This window comes from Sphingobacterium sp. ML3W (assembly GCF_029542085.1).
Lineage (GTDB): Bacteria > Bacteroidota > Bacteroidia > Sphingobacteriales > Sphingobacteriaceae > Sphingobacterium.
Genome location: NZ_CP107036.1, coordinates 6,320,469 through 6,340,459, shown reverse-complemented (window position 1 = coordinate 6,340,459; position 19,991 = coordinate 6,320,469). Strand labels below are relative to the sequence as shown.

At 37.2% G+C, this 19,991-nt stretch carries 21 protein-coding genes; 6 read left to right on the top strand and 15 right to left on the bottom strand.

Features of this window, described 5'->3' with window-relative positions:
- Nucleotides 1–261: 261 nt before the first annotated feature.
- From OGI71_RS26215 to OGI71_RS26195, 5 genes are all read right to left on the bottom strand, one after another.
- The gene (locus tag OGI71_RS26215) at nt 262–708 is read right to left on the bottom strand and encodes a hypothetical protein (protein ID WP_282253122.1); all 447 of its coding nucleotides are present in this window, start codon (nt 706–708) and stop codon (nt 262–264) included.
- Between the two features lie 383 nt (nt 709–1,091).
- Nucleotides 1,092–1,904, bottom strand: a complete 813-nt coding sequence (locus tag OGI71_RS26210; protein WP_282253121.1) for a hypothetical protein — start codon at nt 1,902–1,904, stop codon at nt 1,092–1,094.
- A 102-nt stretch (nt 1,905–2,006) separates the two neighbouring features.
- The gene (locus OGI71_RS26205) at nt 2,007–2,423 is read right to left on the bottom strand and encodes a hypothetical protein (RefSeq protein ID WP_282253120.1); all 417 of its coding nucleotides are present in this window, start codon (nt 2,421–2,423) and stop codon (nt 2,007–2,009) included.
- A gap of 23 nt (nt 2,424–2,446) precedes the next feature.
- On the bottom strand, nt 2,447–2,827 hold the full coding sequence (locus OGI71_RS26200) for a hypothetical protein (protein WP_282253119.1): 381 nt from the start codon (nt 2,825–2,827) through the stop codon (nt 2,447–2,449).
- A 603-nt stretch (nt 2,828–3,430) separates the two neighbouring features.
- On the bottom strand, nt 3,431–3,877 hold the full coding sequence (locus tag OGI71_RS26195; RefSeq protein WP_282253118.1) for a nuclear transport factor 2 family protein: 447 nt from the start codon (nt 3,875–3,877) through the stop codon (nt 3,431–3,433).
- Nucleotides 3,878–4,208: 331 nt separating this feature from the next.
- On the opposite strand from OGI71_RS26195, the gene OGI71_RS26190 reads away from it, so the two are divergent.
- Nucleotides 4,209–4,886 (top strand): hypothetical protein, encoded by a 678-nt coding sequence (locus tag OGI71_RS26190; protein WP_282253117.1) that lies wholly within the window; start codon nt 4,209–4,211, stop codon nt 4,884–4,886.
- A gap of 74 nt (nt 4,887–4,960) precedes the next feature.
- Here OGI71_RS26190 and OGI71_RS26185 read toward each other — a convergent pair whose 3' ends face one another.
- Both OGI71_RS26185 and OGI71_RS26180 read right to left on the bottom strand, forming a co-directional pair.
- Entirely contained in the window at nt 4,961–5,464 is a 504-nt protein-coding gene (locus OGI71_RS26185) for a hypothetical protein (protein WP_282253116.1), read from the bottom strand.
- A 29-nt stretch (nt 5,465–5,493) separates the two neighbouring features.
- Nucleotides 5,494–6,648 carry a DUF4236 domain-containing protein gene (locus tag OGI71_RS26180; RefSeq protein WP_282253115.1) on the bottom strand — a complete coding sequence of 385 codons (1,155 nt, stop codon included), beginning with the start codon at nt 6,646–6,648 and terminating at the stop codon, nt 5,494–5,496.
- Nucleotides 6,649–6,853: 205 nt separating this feature from the next.
- Between OGI71_RS26180 and OGI71_RS26175 the strand changes: the two genes are divergently transcribed.
- The 3 genes from OGI71_RS26175 (at nt 6,854) to OGI71_RS26165 (ending at nt 9,987) form a co-directional block, all read left to right on the top strand.
- Entirely contained in the window at nt 6,854–7,933 is a 1,080-nt protein-coding gene (locus OGI71_RS26175) for a type I restriction endonuclease (protein ID WP_282253114.1), read from the top strand.
- 121 nt (nt 7,934–8,054) lie between these two features.
- Nucleotides 8,055–8,981, top strand: a complete 927-nt coding sequence (locus OGI71_RS26170; RefSeq protein ID WP_282253113.1) for a hypothetical protein — start codon at nt 8,055–8,057, stop codon at nt 8,979–8,981.
- Nucleotides 8,878–9,987 carry a hypothetical protein gene (locus OGI71_RS26165; protein ID WP_282253112.1) on the top strand — a complete coding sequence of 370 codons (1,110 nt, stop codon included), beginning with the start codon at nt 8,878–8,880 and terminating at the stop codon, nt 9,985–9,987. Before OGI71_RS26170 ends, OGI71_RS26165 begins: the two co-directional genes overlap by 104 nt.
- Nucleotides 9,988–10,084: 97 nt before the next feature.
- Here the strand turns inward: OGI71_RS26165 and OGI71_RS26160 are convergent, their stop codons facing one another.
- Genes OGI71_RS26160 through OGI71_RS26150 form a run of 3 tightly spaced genes read right to left on the bottom strand, consistent with a single transcriptional unit; the run spans nt 10,085 to nt 13,737 of the window.
- Nucleotides 10,085–10,645, bottom strand: a complete 561-nt coding sequence (locus tag OGI71_RS26160) for a thermonuclease family protein (protein WP_282253111.1) — start codon at nt 10,643–10,645, stop codon at nt 10,085–10,087.
- A gap of 5 nt (nt 10,646–10,650) precedes the next feature.
- On the bottom strand, nt 10,651–11,604 hold the full coding sequence (locus tag OGI71_RS26155) for a hypothetical protein (RefSeq protein WP_282253110.1): 954 nt from the start codon (nt 11,602–11,604) through the stop codon (nt 10,651–10,653).
- Nucleotides 11,605–11,616: 12 nt separating this feature from the next.
- On the bottom strand, nt 11,617–13,737 hold the full coding sequence (locus tag OGI71_RS26150) for a phospholipase D-like domain-containing protein (protein ID WP_282253109.1): 2,121 nt from the start codon (nt 13,735–13,737) through the stop codon (nt 11,617–11,619).
- Nucleotides 13,738–13,969: 232 nt separating this feature from the next.
- Between OGI71_RS26150 and OGI71_RS26145 the strand changes: the two genes are divergently transcribed.
- Nucleotides 13,970–14,458 carry a tetratricopeptide repeat protein gene (locus OGI71_RS26145; protein ID WP_282253108.1) on the top strand — a complete coding sequence of 163 codons (489 nt, stop codon included), beginning with the start codon at nt 13,970–13,972 and terminating at the stop codon, nt 14,456–14,458.
- A 229-nt stretch (nt 14,459–14,687) separates the two neighbouring features.
- On the opposite strand, the gene OGI71_RS26140 is transcribed toward OGI71_RS26145, so the two are convergent.
- The 3 genes from OGI71_RS26140 to OGI71_RS26130 all read right to left on the bottom strand — a co-directional run bounded on the left by OGI71_RS26140 (nt 14,688) and on the right by OGI71_RS26130 (nt 17,297).
- On the bottom strand, nt 14,688–15,353 hold the full coding sequence (locus OGI71_RS26140; RefSeq protein ID WP_282253107.1) for a response regulator: 666 nt from the start codon (nt 15,351–15,353) through the stop codon (nt 14,688–14,690).
- A gap of 13 nt (nt 15,354–15,366) precedes the next feature.
- A complete protein-coding gene (locus OGI71_RS26135; RefSeq protein WP_282253106.1) occupies nt 15,367–17,046 on the bottom strand; it encodes an ATP-binding protein in 1,680 nt (559 codons plus the stop codon).
- A gap of 101 nt (nt 17,047–17,147) precedes the next feature.
- A complete protein-coding gene (locus OGI71_RS26130) occupies nt 17,148–17,297 on the bottom strand; it encodes a hypothetical protein (RefSeq protein WP_282253105.1) in 150 nt (49 codons plus the stop codon).
- Nucleotides 17,298–17,709: 412 nt separating this feature from the next.
- Here OGI71_RS26130 and OGI71_RS26125 point away from each other — a divergent pair, with 412 nt between their 5' ends.
- Nucleotides 17,710–18,819: a hypothetical protein gene (locus OGI71_RS26125; RefSeq protein ID WP_282253104.1), complete on the top strand. Its 1,110-nt coding sequence runs from the start codon at nt 17,710–17,712 to the stop codon at nt 18,817–18,819.
- Between the two features lie 129 nt (nt 18,820–18,948).
- Here the strand turns inward: OGI71_RS26125 and OGI71_RS26120 are convergent, their stop codons facing one another.
- Entirely contained in the window at nt 18,949–19,395 is a 447-nt protein-coding gene (locus tag OGI71_RS26120; protein WP_282253103.1) for a nuclear transport factor 2 family protein, read from the bottom strand.
- A gap of 163 nt (nt 19,396–19,558) precedes the next feature.
- Nucleotides 19,559–19,939, bottom strand: coding sequence for a hypothetical protein (locus OGI71_RS26115; RefSeq protein WP_282253102.1), 381 nt, complete (start codon nt 19,937–19,939; stop codon nt 19,559–19,561).
- Nucleotides 19,940–19,991 lie beyond the last annotated feature (52 nt).

Here is a 19,991-nt window from a genome sequence, read left to right as displayed (position 1 = left end):
GTTCTTACCATACAAAGCTGCTATTAGTTACCTTTCGAGAGAAAAGATCAACATAAAATTGGCGTAGTGCAGTGAAAATCCAATAGTATTCAAAAACGTTGGATGACGAAACAAAAAAGAGGAAACGATAAGAAACATAAAATTACTGTACAATAAAACGCTACGAGAAAGGGTCTGATTAACGTCAGGCCCTTTTGACGTAAAAAAGCCACATCTCTCGACATGGCTTTACAACATTTATATATTTATTTGAGCTGGCTCCTATTTGTATGAATTGATTGATGTGGACACTTTCCAATCTTTACCTTCACGCACCAAAGTCACAAGATCAGTCTTGGTAAAGTCTTCAAATATCAAAGTTACTTTGGCCACCATGTAATCAGCAGATTCTTCGAGGATGTCGGTGCTTACCACACAGTTTAGTTTCTCACCTTTTTGTTTTTTCAAGGCTTTGACAACTTCGCTACGGCTATGATTTTGTGCATTGGATGCTTGGATTTTTTGATTGAAATCTGTCGCGAATAACTGCTCTACGCCTGCTGACTCACCTTCGGTAGTGACCGCAACATAGTGGTCAAGAGCGAAGTCTGCTGTAGAAAGGTTAACGATTGCTTTTTCAGTCTTTGATGCAGATTTGTCAGCTGCCATAGCAAAAGTGGATACGGAGATTAAAGCTGCTGCTGCGAATGTTTTTACTAGAGTTTTCATAATGTCTTTATTTTATATTGTTAGTTTTTTAGTTCTTATTTGTTGACTCAAAACTACAACACAATACGCCTCTGGCCTATGGGCTTTAGACCAACGATCAGGAAAACTCGGTGAATGGCGGGAATAAAAAGGTGAGTCTGCTTCGTATCAGATTCGTACCACGTAAGCAACTATTGACACAAGCACGTGAAAGGCAGGATACCAAAAAATAATTGCAAAAAAGCTATAAAGAATTTAATATTTATTTTACTTGAATGAATAAAAATCTCTTTTTAAAGTCTCACTAATGTAAATAACTAACTTTAAATGTGACCAACTCAATTGTCTCTACGCTGTGGAGACAATTGAGTTGGTCAATAAAAAAATAGATTGGTAAATAATTGTTATTGAAAGTATTCAATAACATGATAACTGCCATCTTGATATTTATCGAGCAGTTCTTTTAAATAATACTTGTGCTGTACTCCCGTCAAGACAACTATTTTTTTCCCACTATACTTATTAGCGTTTTTAATGATATTAATAGCCATTGTATTATTTCTTAGGTCCCAAAAATTACACCAAAGCTGATAACCGTCTCGGTAAGAAATCTTTTGACCATTGGGTTTCACTATATATTTCTCTCCAAAAATCACTTCGGAGTTAGCTATTTTGGGGATCTCATGATGCTGAAGAGTTTGTCTATATCTGTTTAAAGTTTCAAAAGCGACGGAATTCAATGTCTTTATATCTGTTTTTGAAAAGTTTAACAGCGCTTTATTCGCTTCTTTATATTTCTCATAGATGGCTTTATTGGCTTCATTTAACTTACCGACTTGATATAAGCTATCGATAAGCTGTACGGTAAGGTAATCAGCCGGCACCATACCACGATCTTTTCGATACTGATTTCTACCCTCAAATTCGAATGGTAAATTGCATGTTTCAGGATATTTTTTAAGATATCGCAATGTAGCAGTCTGTTCGTTGGAAGTTAGACGGATTTCCTTTGCGTAATCTTTCATCTGTTCGCTATCATTTTCTTGCAAGAGTATATCTGGCCTAATCTTATCTATAATTTCAAATAGCATATCTGGACTCAAAATAGCGGAGGAGTCATGCACAGTGCCAATGATATAGAGTTCTGTCTTAATCGAGGTTTGAGCTTGTGCCAGGTTTAAAAATAAAACTGATAGACTTGCGAAAAGGTATTTCATTACAAAATTGATATTTAGGCATTGTTAAAAGTGATACTGCCAAATATAAGAAAATCAGCATGTAGGAGAAAATTTTTATACATTCGAGGGAAAATGTTAATGTTAGCTTTTGAGGCTTTTGAACTCTTTTAAAGACACTTTTGGTTCCTTCCCTGACAGAACGGAGATTAAACCATCTGCATGTAAAAAGATAAAATGTAGAACATCTTCCTTACTAATAATATTGTAGCTATTTTTTGCTATCCAATCAATCAAATCAGATTTTTCTACCCAAAATAACGACCAATTATTTCCGTTAATACCATAATCGTCAATCATTTTTAAAGAACTGTTTTCATTTTGGCTTTGATAATAGAGTGCATGAAACCCAAAATCGAAAACAAGTATAGATTCAGTGTTCTCTATTTCAAAACTTACTTTGAGACCATTCGCTTGGTCACATGATAAACTTATTAAATAAAGAGATTCATGCATCATTTCAATGGGATGCCATTTTTTTAATATATTGTTCTTTTTCATATCCAGATTTATTGGTAGGCCAATCAGACTTCCACCTGCCAAGCTGCTTCGATTTCATCACCGCTGATAATGTCGATAATATTATTAACATTACCAACAGAATAGTGCTTTAGATCCCAATCTATAAACATTTCTTGACTTTCCCTATGAAACCAATCTAAATAGTTTGATTTATCGGATACCACTAAACCTCTATAACTTGGGTCCTTGTAAAGGCTCCATGATCTTGCACCTTCATCTGTCACTTGATAGGACATTACACCTTTAAATTTTAAGATCAATATTCGATCATCTTTCATTTCAGCCAAATGAATATCTATAGCTCCCCCGTTGTCTGTTAAATTAACAAAATAAAGATCTTTGGGCGCTGGAGATACTGGATTCCATTTTATAAAATTGTTCATAATTGTTGACACTTGAATTTTGTTAATTTCTATTTATTAACAGGCTAACTTACTTACCTTTGCGCCTCGTCCTCACTTAACCAGCGAAATGTAGCAGGTCCATCCGAAAGCACTTCAATCACATTTTCTAGATTACAGATAACAAAATGTTCTATATTTTTTCTTTCTAAAATATCATAGCTGCCTTCAATAACTGAATCCAAATAGCCTGAACATGTAGACCGGGCGAAACCTCGAAACTCGTCATTCTCATTAACCATCTTCATTAAGGCCAAGTCGATGGTGACTTTATAAGAAACAAAATACTCAAATTTTATTTCAAGAATTTGAGCATGGTCAACCAAGTTCCATTACAACGAATCCTGTTGAATTAAATCAAAAACGCAATCGGCTCCTTTTAAAACAATTTGTAAATAAAGTTGAAATAATACTTTTCGGTCATAATTATTATATTCTAAAGGCTAAATTCACTTCATAAAAAACTCGTCACGAATCGTGAATACTTAAAATTAAGCAAAAAGTCTTGTCTTATACTCGAGCAATAAAAAAAAGCCACATCTCCCGATGTGGCTCTACAACATATATTTTTGTTTGAGATGGCTCTTACTTATACGAATTAATCGATTTGGATACTTTCCAGTCATTGCCCACACGCTCCAAGGTAACCAGGTCGGTCTTGGTGAAGTTTTCAAATTTCAAAGTCACTTTAGCGACCATATAGCCTGCTGATTCTTCCAAGATATCAGTGCTTACGGTACAGTTCAGCTTTTCACCTTTTTGTTTTTTCAGTGATTTCACCACTTCGCTACGGCTGTTACTTTGTGCATTGGAAGCTTGGATCTTTTGATTGAAATCTTCGGCGAACAATTGCTCTACTCCTGCTGATTCACCCTCTGTTGTGACTGCAACATAGTGATTGAGTGCCAAGTCTGCTATAGAAAGGTTAACGTTTGCTTTTGCTGTCTTTGCTCCTGGGCCTTCAGCTGCCATAGCGAAAGTTGATACGGCGATTAAAGCTGCTGCTGTGAATGTTTTTACTAGAGTTCTCATAATGTCTTTATTTTATTGTGTTAGTTTTTTATCTTTTCTTATTTGTTGACTCAAAACTACAACACATTAGGCTCCTAGCCTATTGGCTTTAGACTAACGCTCAGGAAAACTCGGTGAATGGCGGGAATGGGAGGTGAAGATATTTATCTATTTCTTAATCAGGTTATGGTTTCCCGTAGCATAGCAACTTAAATGCGCGGTAAATTTGTTCAGTCAAACACTCAAGATACTCATGATTAAACAATTACTAATCCCCATTACATTCGTTAGCATGTTAGCAACGAGCCAGGCACAAAAAAATAACAGTTCATACAATTAAAACCTAATAACCATGGATAAAATAACGATTTCCCATTTAGTCGAGTTTAATAGAAAAACCCCTAAAGGCCGCCGTACGTTAGTAGAAAAACTAAAAAAACCTAAGATAAAACCCGAAAAGTCTGAGGGTGGTGGCGACTATTGGATATCAGCGGTAAGCTGCATTAGCAGAGCATTTGAGGCAGGTAACAACATTGAAATAGGTAAAAAGATTGACGAACTACTAGAGAAAATTGAAACCAGCGAAGCTAAAATAACCAAAAACATGTTTCAGAGAAACATTCATATCCTTCAAAAATTTGAAGATTTCGACTTTGCCCAGTTAAAGCCAAAAAAGTTTCAACTTCAAAAGCGATCAAAAAAACAATCTATTGTGGTTTTAAAAAAACTACCATTATACGCGAAACCAAATCACGTTTTTCTTTTTGAAGATAATGGCGTGAAAAAAATTGGTGCTATATGGTTTGTCGCCCAATTAGATGGTTTTACGCAAGATGAACTGTCAATGATTACAGACATACTGTACCGCTATCTAGAGCTAAACTATTCGGACAGTTTTGAAGTGGCTACCAATTTTTGCATAGCTTTTGACGTCACTACGATCAATATTTTATCCTATGCACAGTTAGGGAATAAAAGAATTAAATCTCCATTGATCGAGCTAGTCAATGAAATCAACCAATATATCTAAAAGATGGCCACCGCTCATATAAAAATGTTTCATACAGAGTTTCATATTATTAACTCTGTATGAAAAAACAATGACTAATCAACGTTGTTACCTAGCATTAATAACCTTTCGTTAGATTGATCTAAAATATTTAAAATTGTCGCCGAATCCTCTTTATTGAGCCAGATGTAAGACCGGTCATCATATTGATCTAACTGCAAATAGAATTTCCAATTTCCGGGCATAGAATAACATCCAGCCTTAAATCCAGTTCTACTGACAAAACCTACTTCAGTATAATGTTCAGGAAATGAATTAAAAACGACTGTTCTCATAATATTAATTGATTTAATTAGCCCTTCTAGTTCATCCTTATCCAATGAACCTAGTTTGGTTTCTGTCTGATTTAAATAACTGTCGTAGTGTTCGTACTCAAAACGAATCGCCTGTTCTCTATTTTCATTTATTAAATCCTTGTAGTGTACGACTTGGATCTTTAAAGATTTCACTTCTCCAATGGGAATAAACTGTTTACTCATTAAGGTTCCCGATTTCCTTGAGAAGGTCTCGGCATTGCCGCGTTGCCTTTCTTGTTGCATAATATTCATTTTATAAGATTATATTTTGCTTAGTATTGTATCAGTTGACTAACCGAGCGCTGATATTCTGTAAAAGCAATTGCAAATGCCTCGGTCGCTTCATAATTACTGAACTCATATTCTTCATTGACCCCAGTGGCAGTTCTTAATTTAATTTCGCCATAGCGTACCACCGGTATCTGATAATTACCAGTAAATCGCTTATCTCTGCTCCCATCCTTATTGACCTTAGCCCAGGTCATATCAATAGTCTTTGAATCTGCTGGCACACCTTGCATCTCTGTAAATCTTACCGCATGTTGTTGTAAGCTAATTTCGTCCAGACCGATAATAGCAAAATCTTTGGATCTGCTGTACATAACGATAAAACTGGGATAGATGTAGAGATCTGCGCCATTTGCATTCTGGAAATACAATGCCTTCACATCAGATTTAAATTCAGGGATCGATTTCAATCCAAATCGGACATCGGTTCTGCTTACAACGGTACTGGCCGACGATCGAGTAATGGTGCGATCTTCATAATGAGCACTTGTCACGTCCCATATTTTCTGACTTTTCGCCAAGTTGATAAAACTTGAGACCAAGACGTCATATTTTTGTTTTAACTCCAGTTCAAAATCAACTTGTAAATCAACATAAGAGGCTTCTATTTGCTCGTTTGTCTGCTTGATAGCTTCTTCCTGCGCATTAAGATCTTCATTCATCCGCGCCGGTATTGATTTATTGATCAATCCATAAAGCAAAAGATAGCTCATTAACTTTTTGTTCTTCGTGGATTTTATCGCTGCATTAATTTCGACAAGATCTTTCTCCAATGATAAACGCTGCTCCCTCGCCAGTAAAATTGCCTCTTTTATACCTGCCATATCCTGACTCGTGATCTCATGGATGTCGGCGCTAAAAATATTACCTCGATTTTGTGGTTCGATCGGAGCTACATATGGCAGTGTCGCAGGTGGAGGATCCAGTACTACAGGAGAAGAAGATGGTGATCCACCCCCATTTACTTTCTGCCTATTATAAATTCCCAACGCAGGTATTCCCGCATTTAAATAAGTAGCTGAGCTCCCAAATGTCATACTTGCTCCCTTTACCCCAATTGAGGTTGAAATCCCGCTTTTACTAAAATTCAGATGTACTCCGGGAATGATCTTTACACGTCTTCTAAAATTCCAAGCCATAGTTTTGTATTTAAGTTGTTTCAGTTAATAATTGGATACAAAGTTATATCACCACAAAAGCTTGTTTTTACGGTTTCCCATAAAGGCTAACTGTCCTTGCCTTAAGTTGATTAACATGACAGCTAACCTATTTTCTATTTACGGGAACCCGTAACTTTCTCAGAAGGACTCTCTTTAACTTTGGTCATAATCAAATATTATTAACATGATGGAAAACGATCTACGACTCAAACTGGAGCAGCTACATCAGCGTGTAGGCAGCCTTAAAGATCAAATCAGTACCGAAGAAGCAACTAAGAATGCTTTTGTAATGCCCTTTATCCAAATTTTGGGATACGACATATTTAACCCTACAGAAGTAATACCTGAATTTATATGTGATATTGGCACCAAAAAGGGAGAAAAGGTAGACTATGTCATCAAGAAAGATAATGAGCCGATACTGATCATCGAATGTAAGCACTGGAAGGAAACTGCTGATGCACACAACTCACAGTTGCACCGTTATTTTCATGTGTCAAAAGCCCGGTTTGGCGTATTAACGAATGGACATATCTATAATTTTTATGCTGATCTCGAGAAACCGAATATCATGGATGAGAAACCATTCTTTACATTGGATCTCAACAATCTCAAAGATTCTAACATCAAGATCCTAGAGAAGTTTACCAAAAATGGTTACCACCTAGAAGGCATCTTAGATTCCGCAGAAGGACTAAAATATATTAAAGCTATCCGCAAAGAGTTTGAAAAGGAACTTCAGGAGCCATCTGATGAACTAGTCAAACTTTTGGTAAACCGATTTTTTGACAAACCTCTGATCGCTTCCAGAATGGCCGCTTTTAAAGAATATACCAAGAAAGCACTTTCATCATCTATCAATGAATCCATAAGTTCAAGATTGAAGACTGCTTTAAGTATCAATGAGACGATACCACAAAAAGCAACTGCTGAAATGGTGCCCATTGACGAGAATATCAGTACCGAGATCAAAATAGTAACGACAGAAGAAGAAATTGAAGGATCACAGATTGTAAAAGCGATCTTGCGTGAGCATGTCCCCTCTGCCCGCATAGCCTTCCGTGATACACAGTCTTATTTTGGGATCCTACTGGATGACAACAACCGCAAGCCCTTGGCCCGCCTGCACTTCAACTCGACCAATAAATATCTTGAGGTATTTTCTGAGGGAAAAGATAAAGGTGTAAAAAAACTATTGACCTCTTTGGATGAAATCTATAATTATCGGCAAGAAATTACAGATGCGCTGAAAAATTATGAGTAACATTTGGTTTCATTATACCAATTTTTAAGTATCGCTTTGGAGAAAGACTCTTAAGCGATATATCTTCTTATAGTACCTCAAGCAGACTCGTAATAGCAGCGAAAAATAATATATAAAAAGTATGAAAAGAAGATATGTAAGTGGATTGATATCTCCTGGTAAAAAAATATTTAAGGATACCTTCCATGGAACAAGTAACCAGAAGCAGACAAAGCAGTTCCTTTGGTGGCAAGTTGTTTTATCCAGCTGCATACTGTTGTTTACCTTTGTGTTTTCTAACAACCTGCTATCTGGATTAATCTTGTCTTCAATATCCACACTCTTTATTCCTCCAACTGAGACAAAATGGGAAAATCTGCTGCGTGTTAAGTTGGATTCCAAGGTAAAACTCTTTATTACAGCGTTTCTTATTGTCTTTTCAATCCCTGTTAGTATTGCCAGTCACCATTTCCAATTACAAAAAGAAAAGGAAAGAGCACAGCTGGCGTTAGCTGCACAACAAAAGAAAGCATTGGAGGAGAAGAATGAGGCCATCCGAAAGGATAGTCTAATCTATTATTTAAAACTGCTAGCAGCCCCAGCTAAAGATATTGACCGATCGCTCAGACTGATTGATCGTGCAAATAAATTTGCCAAATTTAGCGATGAAATAGATCAGCTATCCAACAAAAGAAACACCTTACGATCCAACCAGATTGATATATTTATCAAACAAGGTAATTATAGCGAAGCGTTAGGTAAGCTGGACAACTTGATAGCTCACAATAAGGACGCTGATCATTACTATAGGCGAGCTATATGTTATCAAAAATTAAAGCAACCGCATGCAGCGGTCAGCGATCTCACTATTGCGATAGAGCTTGGGTCGACCGCAGCCCAAAGATTATATAATACAATCAATCCGTTAAGAAAGCGAGTTATAGGCTATGTGACAAGATGCTGTGATGGTACAACATCTAACGCACGAGGCCGAGGAGCCTGCTCCTGGCATGGTGGTGTATGTAACTGGAATGATCCCGTATATGAAGAATACAGACAATATGAATAAGGAAATATTTGAAAAGAAACCGCTCATCAAGAAAAGTCTTTTTCAACGTTGGTTTAAACAAGAACCGGATGAGAACTGTGTGATTGAAATCAATAACCTCTTTGCAGATAAACCAATAGAATCGGTCAGCGTCCATGACATGGAGCTGATCGTATCAAAGTATGGTACCGCCGTATACAAAAGCTTCGGGTTGAATATGGAGGAATTTTATATCACCTATATCAATGAATGCTGTAAAAATGGGATCATCAGCGAATTTGAATTGGATAATATCAAGCATTTACAATCCTTGTTACTCATAGCCGATAATACAACAATATACTATCGGCAAAAATTAGGCATTGATGTGATCGATAGGGAATACATTAAACTACTTAAAAACCCTTTGTTGGATAACAACGAATTCACTCATTTCAATAAATTAGTTCAGTTTTTTGACATCAGTGATACCATACTCAAAGGAATAAAAGATAAAAGGAACACACAATTCGTTGATTCGCTGGCCAAGCCATTTATCGCAAAAAAAAGAGTATCATACCGTGAATTTCAGGAGCTAGAGCAGTCACTAAATATACGCAATATCAACCTTCCGGCTCATAGTAAACAAATGCTCAATAAATTTCTTTCCTACTGGAAACTCGAGAAAGAACCTCTCCAGCAATGGGGTACAAATCAAGAGATTATAAAAAGTGAAATATGCTTATACGAGGAAAGCAATATCAACTGGTTTGAATTGCGCTCGGAACGGGGCTGCTCAAGTTATCAATTTATAAAAAGAGGGACCATAGTAATGACAAACAAAAAAATGTACTTTTTTGCCTCGGATTCCTCTTCTAAACTCGCCTACACACAAATTGCGAATGTCCTAGCCCTGCCCGACCAAGTGTTGATCAAAAAGTATAGAGGTAAAGAACCTAAACTGGTATCAAAAAAAGACCAGGTCATATTTGAGATTATGCTGAAAAAAATATGGAATGCCCATCTAAGCCAGAACTGGCCGAGCTAACTGTTTACTATAAAGTCTCGAATATGTAATTTCGATAAAAAAAACGGTCTGTTATTGTGAGATAGCAGACCGTTTTAGTTTGCCAATGATTGAATACTCAGTCTAGTTTAGGATTATCGTATACATTCCAAAGACCCAAGCGATTTGAGCGCGCATAAGACTGACCTTCCACAAACTGGGATTCATAACGAACATTGGGTGGTACAGTCATTAAAAGAGCATATCCGTTTTTGATCATCTCGGCATTTATAAATGTATCATTAAGATAAGCGTATGCGAGAGTCCGTCCATAACGGTCCAGCGAATCCACATCATATTCTAATCGGATCTCCTTATTCAGAATCAAGCTATCGAGATAACGTTTGGATGTTATTCCAAAAGGATGCTTCTTTTTATGAAAAGCATTTCGATCCTCAGGTGCGTCGATGCCGATTAATCTGATTTTTACATTTTTGCCAACTCCGTTTTTTACCCAGAAGGTATCCCCATCAACTACTTTAAATACCCGTACCGCATCTGAGTAAGGAAGATTACTTTTTTCCAAAAAGCCGAAAGACCTGAAAGTCTGCTCGGATTGCGCACAGCTCATTAAAAAAACAAGCAGAAAAAACAGGGCAATTACCCCCAGTTTGATCATTACGTTTACCCACTTTTTCATCCTGCCTACAATGTTTTGAGGAATTGTTCAAACTCTTGATAAAACTGTTCTTTTGTGTTCACGGCTTGTATAACCTTGACATTGGTACAGCCACTATCTTTAAGCCACTTCTCCCAGATAACCTTGGTGATCTGAAAATCGGTAGGTTGTTCTTTAGCGGCGCCACTTGGATCCAATGAGCGATCGACAAGCTCACCAATAAAGATATTTACATCTTTTAGATTAAAATCAGTTTTATTGATTGTATAGCTGGAGTCAGCCTCTATAAAGGCTGCTAGATCCCGCTTACCACTCGCATTATAGTCTTTACGGATCTTACTCACAAGCTCTGACCCCAACCGATAACCTCTCCCCTTGTTTGGACTCTCAATATAACCATCGGTCAAAAGGAGTAGTACGTTGGTATTTTTCTTATCCACGATGATCTTGCTGCTCCCGTCTATTCGTTTTGGTGAAACGTCTACCAGCGAACTCTTGATCGTTTCGTTAAAATAATTCCAGACATCCGCGCCGGACTGATTTTTCAATGCATAATCATAGACCCGGTTTACCTCATCTGAAAACGCCTCTACATCACTTTTCAGCCCCTTGTGAATATAGCTGACCCTATCGAGCTGATTATTGGAAAACCGATTAAAATCAATAGTCATCCGCTTCGGGTCGAATGATGAGGTATTTAATATTCCTCGATTGATAAAATCAAGTTTATAAACATCTAATTGACCAGAACTCCTATTATTGAGTTTTAATAGCTCATCACTATGGTCAATGAGTTCTTGGATCAAAACAGTATCGTGGATTGGTTTTGGATATAACTGTGTGTTGATCCTATTAGAAAGGTCTGGCGCGATAATAATATTGTAATCCTTGAGCATGACCTGTTGCTTTTTGGAGTCATCATTCTGGCAACTCACTAGTAAGGATAATATAAATAATGGAAAAATATAGGGGATTTTCATTTGGTTGATTGGTTAATTGTTAAAAGCCGTAATGTCTTCTAAAAGTTCGTGTTTAATGTCAGACTGTAGTCCTAAATTGGAAAGCCAGGCTTCGCATTCACCTACAGCCTCACGGGTTTTGGTCTCTGCTTTTAAGATTGCATATACTTCGTATAGATATTTGCTCCAACCTTCCATATAGATATTGACCCGGTTTTCCATCTCGGCTTTGGAAATAGGCAGCTTGTCATTGTCAATCTGGCTCTTGTAAATCTGTCCGATATTACTGATCCGTTCTTTGAAAGTGAGCAATTGATGTTGCAGGGCGCCTACCCGCTCGTTCTGCTGAATAGGAAGCTGTTGGATCTGACTTATTTTTTCTTCTTTGTTTACCTGCAAACTAAACAGTTCAGCTTGTAGAGCATCGTTCTCCAACTGGATCTTATTGATCTGTTCCTGGTATTCGCCGATCTCTTTCTGGTGGCTCTCGACAATATGCTTAGTCTTCTGCTGTTGAAAAGAAAGATTACGTTCGTTAATCTGGCCCATTAATTTTTCGAAAAAGAATCCAAAAAGAAACACACCCAGCGCACCTAGGATAAAGACTAGCCAAAAATTGCTATCTGCAAGAACATTTAAGAGTGACAGTCGTTGATCTGTCTTATTGGTCAACAACTCAATATCATTGATATTTTTTGACACTTTATAGGCAATAAAGATATCAACAACAAGGATAAGAATAATTCCCAAATGGTTCACGAAAGCCATTTTGATCTTCTGAATAATACCATGTTGCTGGACTTCCTTATTTTCACTGACATCAAAAAGATCTTTAAAAACTTTGTACATACCCAATGCGAGCGGAATAGCCACAAACAAAAAGAGAAATAGTATACCGCCCATCCCTTTCTCCCCTATCTTAGTAATAGCGTGTGGATTGAAGACTTCGGGTGATTGTGTATTTGCTGAGCCTAGCAACATCATTTCATTGATCTCTTCTTTTGAGAAAATAAAGATATAGGCAACAGAGGAGTAAAAAACAAATATATACAGGGCAAGCAACAACGTCGTACCGGCTAGGATCAACATAATAGGTTTGTTGACTGATGGCTTTACAAACTCAACTTCCAATTCTTTGATCTTTTGCTTCAGTGCAATAATCTTACTCTCAATAAAGGTAACCTTCGTATTGTTATTCGAGTTAATCTGAAGACGTTTCTCTTCGATTTTTGCAGTAAGGGAATTGATATCCGAATCGAGATTTTGCTTATCTACTGATGCATTTCCTTTGATTTTTTCAATTTCCTGTTCCGTACGAAATTCCATGTTGGTTGAACTCACTTTCTGCTGTTCATCAATGCGCACTTTCAAACGATCTTTCTTTTCTGCAATCACTTCAATTTCATTGATGAAATTAGAGTAGAGACTATCCATTGCCTGGTGAAGGATCTGATGGTCACCATTGTTTTCTTTCGCACGGTTATAACCACTCTGTTTAACTAGGTCCTTGTCAAAAGCCCCTACTTCGGAAGCTATAATATTGTCCAGTACATCTTTGAATTCTTTTAAAGACTGCTGCTGGAAATTGAGTTCACCGCCCGATGATACAGTATACCGGGAAGTATGATTTTCTTGTTTAATCTGCATGGGTGTTTCTATTTTTTCAGATGCTATAATATCTTCCAATGATTCACCATTATTGATCCTTATGGCTCTACTACGGATTCCATGAAAAGTCTCAGTAAGCTCAGCAATGGTTTTTGGATAATTGGTGACAATAACGCTTACATGATTGTTGCTCTTGGAGTTGTTGCTCCAATTATAAGAGCCTGTAATGGCGACAGCTTGGTCAATCACACAGAATTTTTGATTCATGATACCCCAGCCGACATTCTTAACTTTAGTCACCTCTGCTCCCTGTTTCTCTAAGAGTGAAAAGTCGAGTTTTTCATTATCTGGCTGGTCTGCTATAATAATAGATACTTTTACTTGGCGATCTAAGCAACCTTGAACTGTCGCAAAGAGCTCGTTGTCGGTAAACCATGCCATGGCAATTAAAACTTGGGTTTTAGCTTTAGAGAGTTCTTGCCGCACACGCTCATAGATAACTTTGCTATCTGACAGTGTATCTTGCACTAATTGATCTGTATTCATCGTGTTTTTCAGTTAAATACGGTTATATGACTTTACTGATGTTTATTGTTTCATCAATTCAAAAGTATCAAATCTCGTAAGGCGGATATTACGGTTTCCCGTAAATCGCAGCTTAAGAATTGGTCAGATTGGTCTTTGGGCAAAACTTAATATAAAAACAACACGGAGAAGGAAGACTTTACGAGGGTTTCAGTATATTAGCATGGATTAAAACCAAATCATTCTGAATCAAATGAGCGCAAATGTTCCAATCGTTCGGTCAGTATCCTGGCCTGCTGTTATCATTATCATCTTGGTCTGGGCCATTTTATTAGCTGTTTTTGCATTTCTATTCCAAAAACATGGGATTTTTATCGGCGCAGTGCTTTTTTCCCTTTTATTTATTTTATTGCAACGGCTTATCCCTTCCAGCCACAACAAGGGGATGAAAGCGATCAAACAGCAGGATTTCAAAACGGCTACCGAGCACTTTAAGCAGAGCGTTGTTTTTTTTACAAAATACAAATGGGTAGATAAATATCGTGCACTTACAATGTTGAGCGCCTCTAAAATGTCCTATCGGGAAATGGGACTTTGTAATATCGCATTTTGTTATTCGCAGACTGGGCAAGCCGAAAAAGCAAAGGCACTCTACAAAGAAATTCTGGAAGAGTACCCTGACAATGGGATCGCTTATTATTCCCTAAATTCAATCAATACATTTTCGAATAAGGCAGATTAAACATATTTAAGCGCTATACTTGGATTCATCTGGAGTCTAAAAACCTCAAACGACAATAAAAAGAAAGGCTATCCTCTGATAGCCTTTTCTCTTCATAAAACTTGTTAATATATAGCAATAAGTATCTTGAATGCATAAAATAATTTAGTCTACGAACCTGTAACTGCTTGTCTCCATAAAATTAATGTCTTAAAACGGTCTTTTCATACGGTTTCCCGTAAAAATAGATTTATATCAATTCCATCTCCTTGCAATAAGCAACTAACTGCTCATTTTTGGTGAAGCCTAATATATCTTTCATCAGATTGAGCCGTTTCTCGATGCTACTCAGACTGGATGGTTTGATGTCTCTTTGCTGCAGATATTGGGGCATATCTTTTTGAGCAATCCCCTCGTATAATAGCTTAATGATGTGCAAATCCAGTTGAGTAAACTCATGTGAATTTTGCTCCTGTATAATTTTTTTTGTATTCGGAGACTGATAGATCCTATTCTGATAAACGGCTTGGATCGCTTCGCGAAGATGCTGTCCTCCACGGCGAGCTTTAATAACATGGCCATCGATCTGACTAGACTTAAACATTTCGTTGATCGCAATTGATCTATCCTTACCAGTGAAGATAATGGTTTTGATATCTGGCTGTATCTCTTTAACAGCTTTGATCAAAGCTAGACCATCCTTGATCTCCTGGAAATTACCGTCATCCTCAAATTCGATATCCGTAATGAGCAAATCATAAGGTTCTCCATCACGGATGGCATTCTTGATCCAGGTAAGCGCATGGTCGCAATAATAAACATACTTTGGATTGTGCACACCAAGATCGCGAAGTGTTATTTGCACCGCAACATTTTCTGTATCATGGTCTTCGGCAATGAGTACTTTTTTAAACATACATTATTATCTTTTATACTAATGGGATATTGGTCGTAACGCTGAGTCCTTTTCCCAGTTCACTGACAAAGATAATTTCACCACCGAGGCTTTCAATACGGGAAACCGTATTGGACAGACCTTTTCCTTGAGTTTTTTCCTGTGGCATGCCAATGCCGTTATCTTTATACACTATTTTCAGTTGCTGTCCTGATGTTTCGAACCGTACCACGACCTGATCGGCCTGGCTATGTTTTTTCATATTGACCATCAATTCCTGAAGCACGTGCTTGATCTCGTCCTTGATTCGCTTGCCGACGTTAGTCCACTGCTCAGTCTCGTTTCCAGCAATGAATACACGGCGGTGGTCAGCAGCGAATGATTTGAGTAATTCGGCAATCTGTTCACTATAGGGAATTTCGGTAATGGTCTTCTGTTCGACATCATGTGAAATATCGCGTGACTGATTGTACATATGCTCCAGCTTATCGAGCATTCCTTCCCGATCGATGTCCTCTTTATATTCGATTTCGCTCATCACGCGATAGATACCATTGGCCACAACATCATGTATCTTCTTAGAAAGGTGAAGTTGGGTTTCTTTGACCTTATTCTCTGCTTCGAGTTCAAGTCGTTGCTTGCGGCGCTTGTACCAAAATGTTCCACCACCTATAACTAGCAAAAGCAAAAATACACTGGTCCCGGTAATAACACGTTGCCTGGTCAAGCGGTATTGCTTTTGGGCATTCTCTTTTTCGAGTCTCAGGTTCTCGGTCTTGTTTTTCTCGACTTCATAACGGATAAGAGCAAATTGATTTTTGGCAGCGGCTCGGGCTTGTTGGATGCTGTCGTTTAATGCCAAATAGCGCTGTAAATAGCGTTCAGAATAAAGTGCATTGGACTGAATTAACCCACGTAAAGCATTCAATTCATCATCAGGACTATTAATTTCCAGCGCAATTTTATATTGCTTATTTAAATAATAAATAGATGAATCAGTGTCTTTACCATCATAATATTTTGCTAAGCTGGCATAACTAGAGTTTTGTCCCCATAAGTCTTTTTGTTTGATACGTATCTCTAAGGCTTTTTGATACCAAGGAACTGGATTATAGGAAGGATCAGCCATCCATTTGGTCTTGGCAAGATTGTTTAAAAATTTAGCATATTCATTTGTGCCTTTGGTTACCTTCGATATTATTTCCGTAGATAATTTAATGGATTCAGAATAACGTTTAGCATTTCTGAGACAGACAGCAAGATTATTTTTATAGATTAGAGTATTGATAGATTTAAAAGAATACTTAATAGCTAATTGGTAATATGGGATGGCCTGGTCGTATTGATTCATTTCATCTGAAGCATTTGCAATTGTATTATAGGCATAACATAATAATGAATCTTTTTGCTTATTACCAATAAAACGAATTGCCGATAACGACGTCTCTTGTGCCCCGAAAAAGTCTCCCTCATCATATTGATGTAATCCAATAAAAACTAAACATCTAGCAGTACCCAAACTATCATTTGAATTCAAGTATTGGTCTTTGGCAAGTTCGAAATAAAAGAAAGAACTGTCCTTTTGGCCCTGCTTGAAGAAAGCAAATGCTTTATCGTAATCATTATTTACGGTTTTGATAATTTTTTCATCTTTATTTCGCGAACAGGAAAAAATCAACAACGTGAATAGCAAAAGTAAAACAGATTTTTGCACGGCTAAGTTTTTTTCGAATTTATTCAAAAAACACCACCTAAACAATTCCAAATAAAAAAAGAGCTGAATTCATCAGCTCTTTGAATTATAGACATTAACAATTATTTATCTGGCGGTGGGTTGCCTTTATCTCCACCATCACCATCCGATGGAGGTTCATCTGCCGTCTGTACCGTTGGTGCACCAGTGTTTGGTTGTGAATTAGAGGGCTGGCCGATTCCAAACAAAAAATATAATATTAAACTCCACATAACTCAAAAAATTAGAATGTAAAACCTTGGCAGGCCCACGCACCACGCATGGGGTTACTGCATTGATTTCAGAAGGCCTTCTGAATTTTTTGGGAAGTAAGAGTGTCACTCGCGGGAGGCAGAAGCTGCTTCCCAAACCGGCTAATGTCTACCGCGAGATCTTCTCATTGTGAAATCTGTTTAGTATCTTAGCCTCATAAACTAATCGACTATCATCTGATTTCGAAAACAAAGTTATAGCCGTTAAAACCCTTTTTATCAAACGTTTCCAATGCTTCATGACATTTCAAAATGTTTCAGAAATTTTCAACGGTTTTCCAAAATTTTCCAAATAATCAAGATGGTTTTTAAGATGTTTTTGAGTACGGTTTCCCGTATTTTCCAATAATGGATACATGTTAATTTTGGAATCATGTTTGAGTATTTTCAAAAGGCTGTAAGAGACGGCTACCTAGATTTAAAAGAGAACAGACGACTTGATTTTTCCCGCGAATGGCCTTCGACGGGAGATCTTAAGAATTGGTCCATGCAATGTTTCGATAGAGGACTATCTACCGAGGATGAAACAGTATTCATTGATTATTTCAGAGAAAAAGATGAAAAGAAAAAGCAAAAGCAACTTGGTAAGCCGCTCAAGGAAATAGTAAAAGATTCGGAAACAGATAAATTCAGAGCATTAAGAAATTTTATAATCGGGGATACAATACGTAGCCCTGAACGAGATGTTGTAAAATTTCTTGCGATACTAATTAATTTTCAGCCGCGGCCTTACAATTTTGATTATTGGAATTCACTTCAATCCGATACAACGAATTCAAGCAAACATGACTTACCTCAAGACGAAGGATCAAAAGACTTTAAGGCAAATAAAGAAGATTGTATAGATGACGGCAAAGATTCTAGTTCAAATGATCTAACCAACAATGAAGAACTGCCAATTGAAACAACAATTAAGAAAGATGAAAACAATCATTCCAACGCTACAGATGAAGAGGAAAATAACGAAATAGATGAAATATTGCTAAGTGAAAATGATCAGGCAGTTGTCTCAGAAGAATTGGATCAAGGAGAAAAGATTACCATTGAACCAGAAAAAAAATCTTTTATTGGAAATAATAAATATGCGCTAAGATTTTCGGGGATTGCTTCGCTGATTATTGCCATTTTTTTTGCAGTGCATTATTTAACGCCTGAAGAATGCATGTGCTGGAACGGGGAGAGATATATCCAAGCGGACTGTCAGGATCAAACACAACGTTATCAAGTAGTTGGACTAGATAAAGCAAAGCTGGAACACTTCCGTAAAATTACCAGACCCGATACGCTAGGAGTAAAAGATATTGGTAATATTTGGTATTCGAAGATTGACAACGAAATCGAGTTTTTTACCGCTCCGGGTTATCACCCCATTCAACCTAGGCGCTCACTGAAAGCAACTACGAAATACATTTTTGAAACCTATGCTGGCCAAAAGATCGAGAATAATCAAAATAAACAATATGGGATTATGCAAAAACAGTAATCGTTTTTGTTCAGAATCAAAATATTAGGACATAAAAAAAGCCACATCTCACGACGTGGCCTTAATAAACATATGATTCACTAGTTGTCAGCTCTCGATATGACCGAGCTGACAACTAATTATTGGATACTATTTATAGGAGTTGACTGAACTGGATACTTTCCAGCTATCCCCCTCACGAACCAAAGTGACAAGATCAGTCTTGCTAAAGTTCTCAAATTTCATCGTTACTTTGGCCACCATATAATCTGTGGACTCTTCGATAATGTCAGTTTTTACTGTACAATTCAAGCTTTCGCCTTTTTGTTTTTTCAAAGATTTGATCAACGCGCTACGGCTATGGCTTTGTGCATTTGCCGATTGAACTTTTTGGCTGAAATCTTCAGCAAATAATTGCTCTACTCCTGCTGACTCTCCTTGGGTTGTTACCGCAACATAATGTTCAAGAGCAAAGTCTGCTGTGGAAAGGTTAACGTTTGCTTTTGCTGATTTGGAACCCGGTCCTTCAGATGCCATAGCAAAAATTGATACTGCGACTAAAGCTGCTGCTGTGAATATTTTTACTAGAGTTTTCATAATGTCTTTTTTATAGTGTTAGTTCTGTTGTTCTTATTTGTTGACTCAAAACTACAACACAATCCGCCCCTAGCCTAGGGGCTTTAGACCAACGATCAGGAAAACTCGGTGAATGATGGGAATGTGGAGGTGAAAAAATTCAGCCTGATCAATTTTCGTTAGTTTAGTTTAGGTCTTTTTGCGATGGTCTTAATTCATAAAATTCTACAATCTCCGATCCTTCATCTTGATTGGAAATAGCTTCTATATTAAAACTAACAAATTGATTTTCTGAAATTCTTATTGTAGCAGGGTAATCTGCCAAATACAAAGATAAAACAACATTACAAGTTGGACATAAAGTTGAACCAGCAATTTGTTTTACACTTAGATTTTCCGTTTCTGGATTTTCCCAGTCAATTACAAACAATTCCCCACAATTTGTACAAGTAACTAAGCTATTATTGCTCCAGCCGCCTGTTAACGGAAAAAAAACTTTATAGTTAAAGACATCTGGTGCAACATTTTCATACTTTATTAAACATCGGATTCTTTTCTTCTGCATTGTGTTAATTTTATAAAAGTTTGTTTCTCTTACTAATTTTCAATTTGTATAG

What these genes read in the sequence shown, in the direction of transcription:
- OGI71_RS26215 (WP_282253122.1), bottom strand. Translation starts at nt 708, where the DNA reads ATGAAAACTCTAGTAAAAACATTCGCAGCAGCAGCTTTAATCTCCGTA.
- OGI71_RS26210 (WP_282253121.1), bottom strand. Translation starts at nt 1,904, where the DNA reads ATGAAATACCTTTTCGCAAGTCTATCAGTTTTATTTTTAAACCTGGCA.
- OGI71_RS26205 (WP_282253120.1), bottom strand. Translation starts at nt 2,423, where the DNA reads ATGAAAAAGAACAATATATTAAAAAAATGGCATCCCATTGAAATGATG.
- OGI71_RS26200 (WP_282253119.1), bottom strand. Translation starts at nt 2,827, where the DNA reads ATGAACAATTTTATAAAATGGAATCCAGTATCTCCAGCGCCCAAAGAT.
- OGI71_RS26195 (WP_282253118.1), bottom strand. Translation starts at nt 3,877, where the DNA reads ATGAGAACTCTAGTAAAAACATTCACAGCAGCAGCTTTAATCGCCGTA.
- OGI71_RS26190 (WP_282253117.1), top strand. Translation starts at nt 4,209, where the DNA reads ATGGATAAAATAACGATTTCCCATTTAGTCGAGTTTAATAGAAAAACC.
- OGI71_RS26185 (WP_282253116.1), bottom strand. Translation starts at nt 5,464, where the DNA reads ATGCAACAAGAAAGGCAACGCGGCAATGCCGAGACCTTCTCAAGGAAA.
- OGI71_RS26180 (WP_282253115.1), bottom strand. Translation starts at nt 6,648, where the DNA reads ATGGCTTGGAATTTTAGAAGACGTGTAAAGATCATTCCCGGAGTACAT.
- OGI71_RS26175 (WP_282253114.1), top strand. Translation starts at nt 6,854, where the DNA reads ATGATGGAAAACGATCTACGACTCAAACTGGAGCAGCTACATCAGCGT.
- OGI71_RS26170 (WP_282253113.1), top strand. Translation starts at nt 8,055, where the DNA reads ATGAAAAGAAGATATGTAAGTGGATTGATATCTCCTGGTAAAAAAATA.
- OGI71_RS26165 (WP_282253112.1), top strand. Translation starts at nt 8,878, where the DNA reads ATGGTACAACATCTAACGCACGAGGCCGAGGAGCCTGCTCCTGGCATG.
- OGI71_RS26160 (WP_282253111.1), bottom strand. Translation starts at nt 10,645, where the DNA reads ATGAAAAAGTGGGTAAACGTAATGATCAAACTGGGGGTAATTGCCCTG.
- OGI71_RS26155 (WP_282253110.1), bottom strand. Translation starts at nt 11,604, where the DNA reads ATGAAAATCCCCTATATTTTTCCATTATTTATATTATCCTTACTAGTG.
- OGI71_RS26150 (WP_282253109.1), bottom strand. Translation starts at nt 13,737, where the DNA reads ATGAATACAGATCAATTAGTGCAAGATACACTGTCAGATAGCAAAGTT.
- OGI71_RS26145 (WP_282253108.1), top strand. Translation starts at nt 13,970, where the DNA reads ATGAGCGCAAATGTTCCAATCGTTCGGTCAGTATCCTGGCCTGCTGTT.
- OGI71_RS26140 (WP_282253107.1), bottom strand. Translation starts at nt 15,353, where the DNA reads ATGTTTAAAAAAGTACTCATTGCCGAAGACCATGATACAGAAAATGTT.
- OGI71_RS26130 (WP_282253105.1), bottom strand. Translation starts at nt 17,297, where the DNA reads ATGTGGAGTTTAATATTATATTTTTTGTTTGGAATCGGCCAGCCCTCT.
- OGI71_RS26125 (WP_282253104.1), top strand. Translation starts at nt 17,710, where the DNA reads ATGTTTGAGTATTTTCAAAAGGCTGTAAGAGACGGCTACCTAGATTTA.
- OGI71_RS26120 (WP_282253103.1), bottom strand. Translation starts at nt 19,395, where the DNA reads ATGAAAACTCTAGTAAAAATATTCACAGCAGCAGCTTTAGTCGCAGTA.
- OGI71_RS26115 (WP_282253102.1), bottom strand. Translation starts at nt 19,939, where the DNA reads ATGCAGAAGAAAAGAATCCGATGTTTAATAAAGTATGAAAATGTTGCA.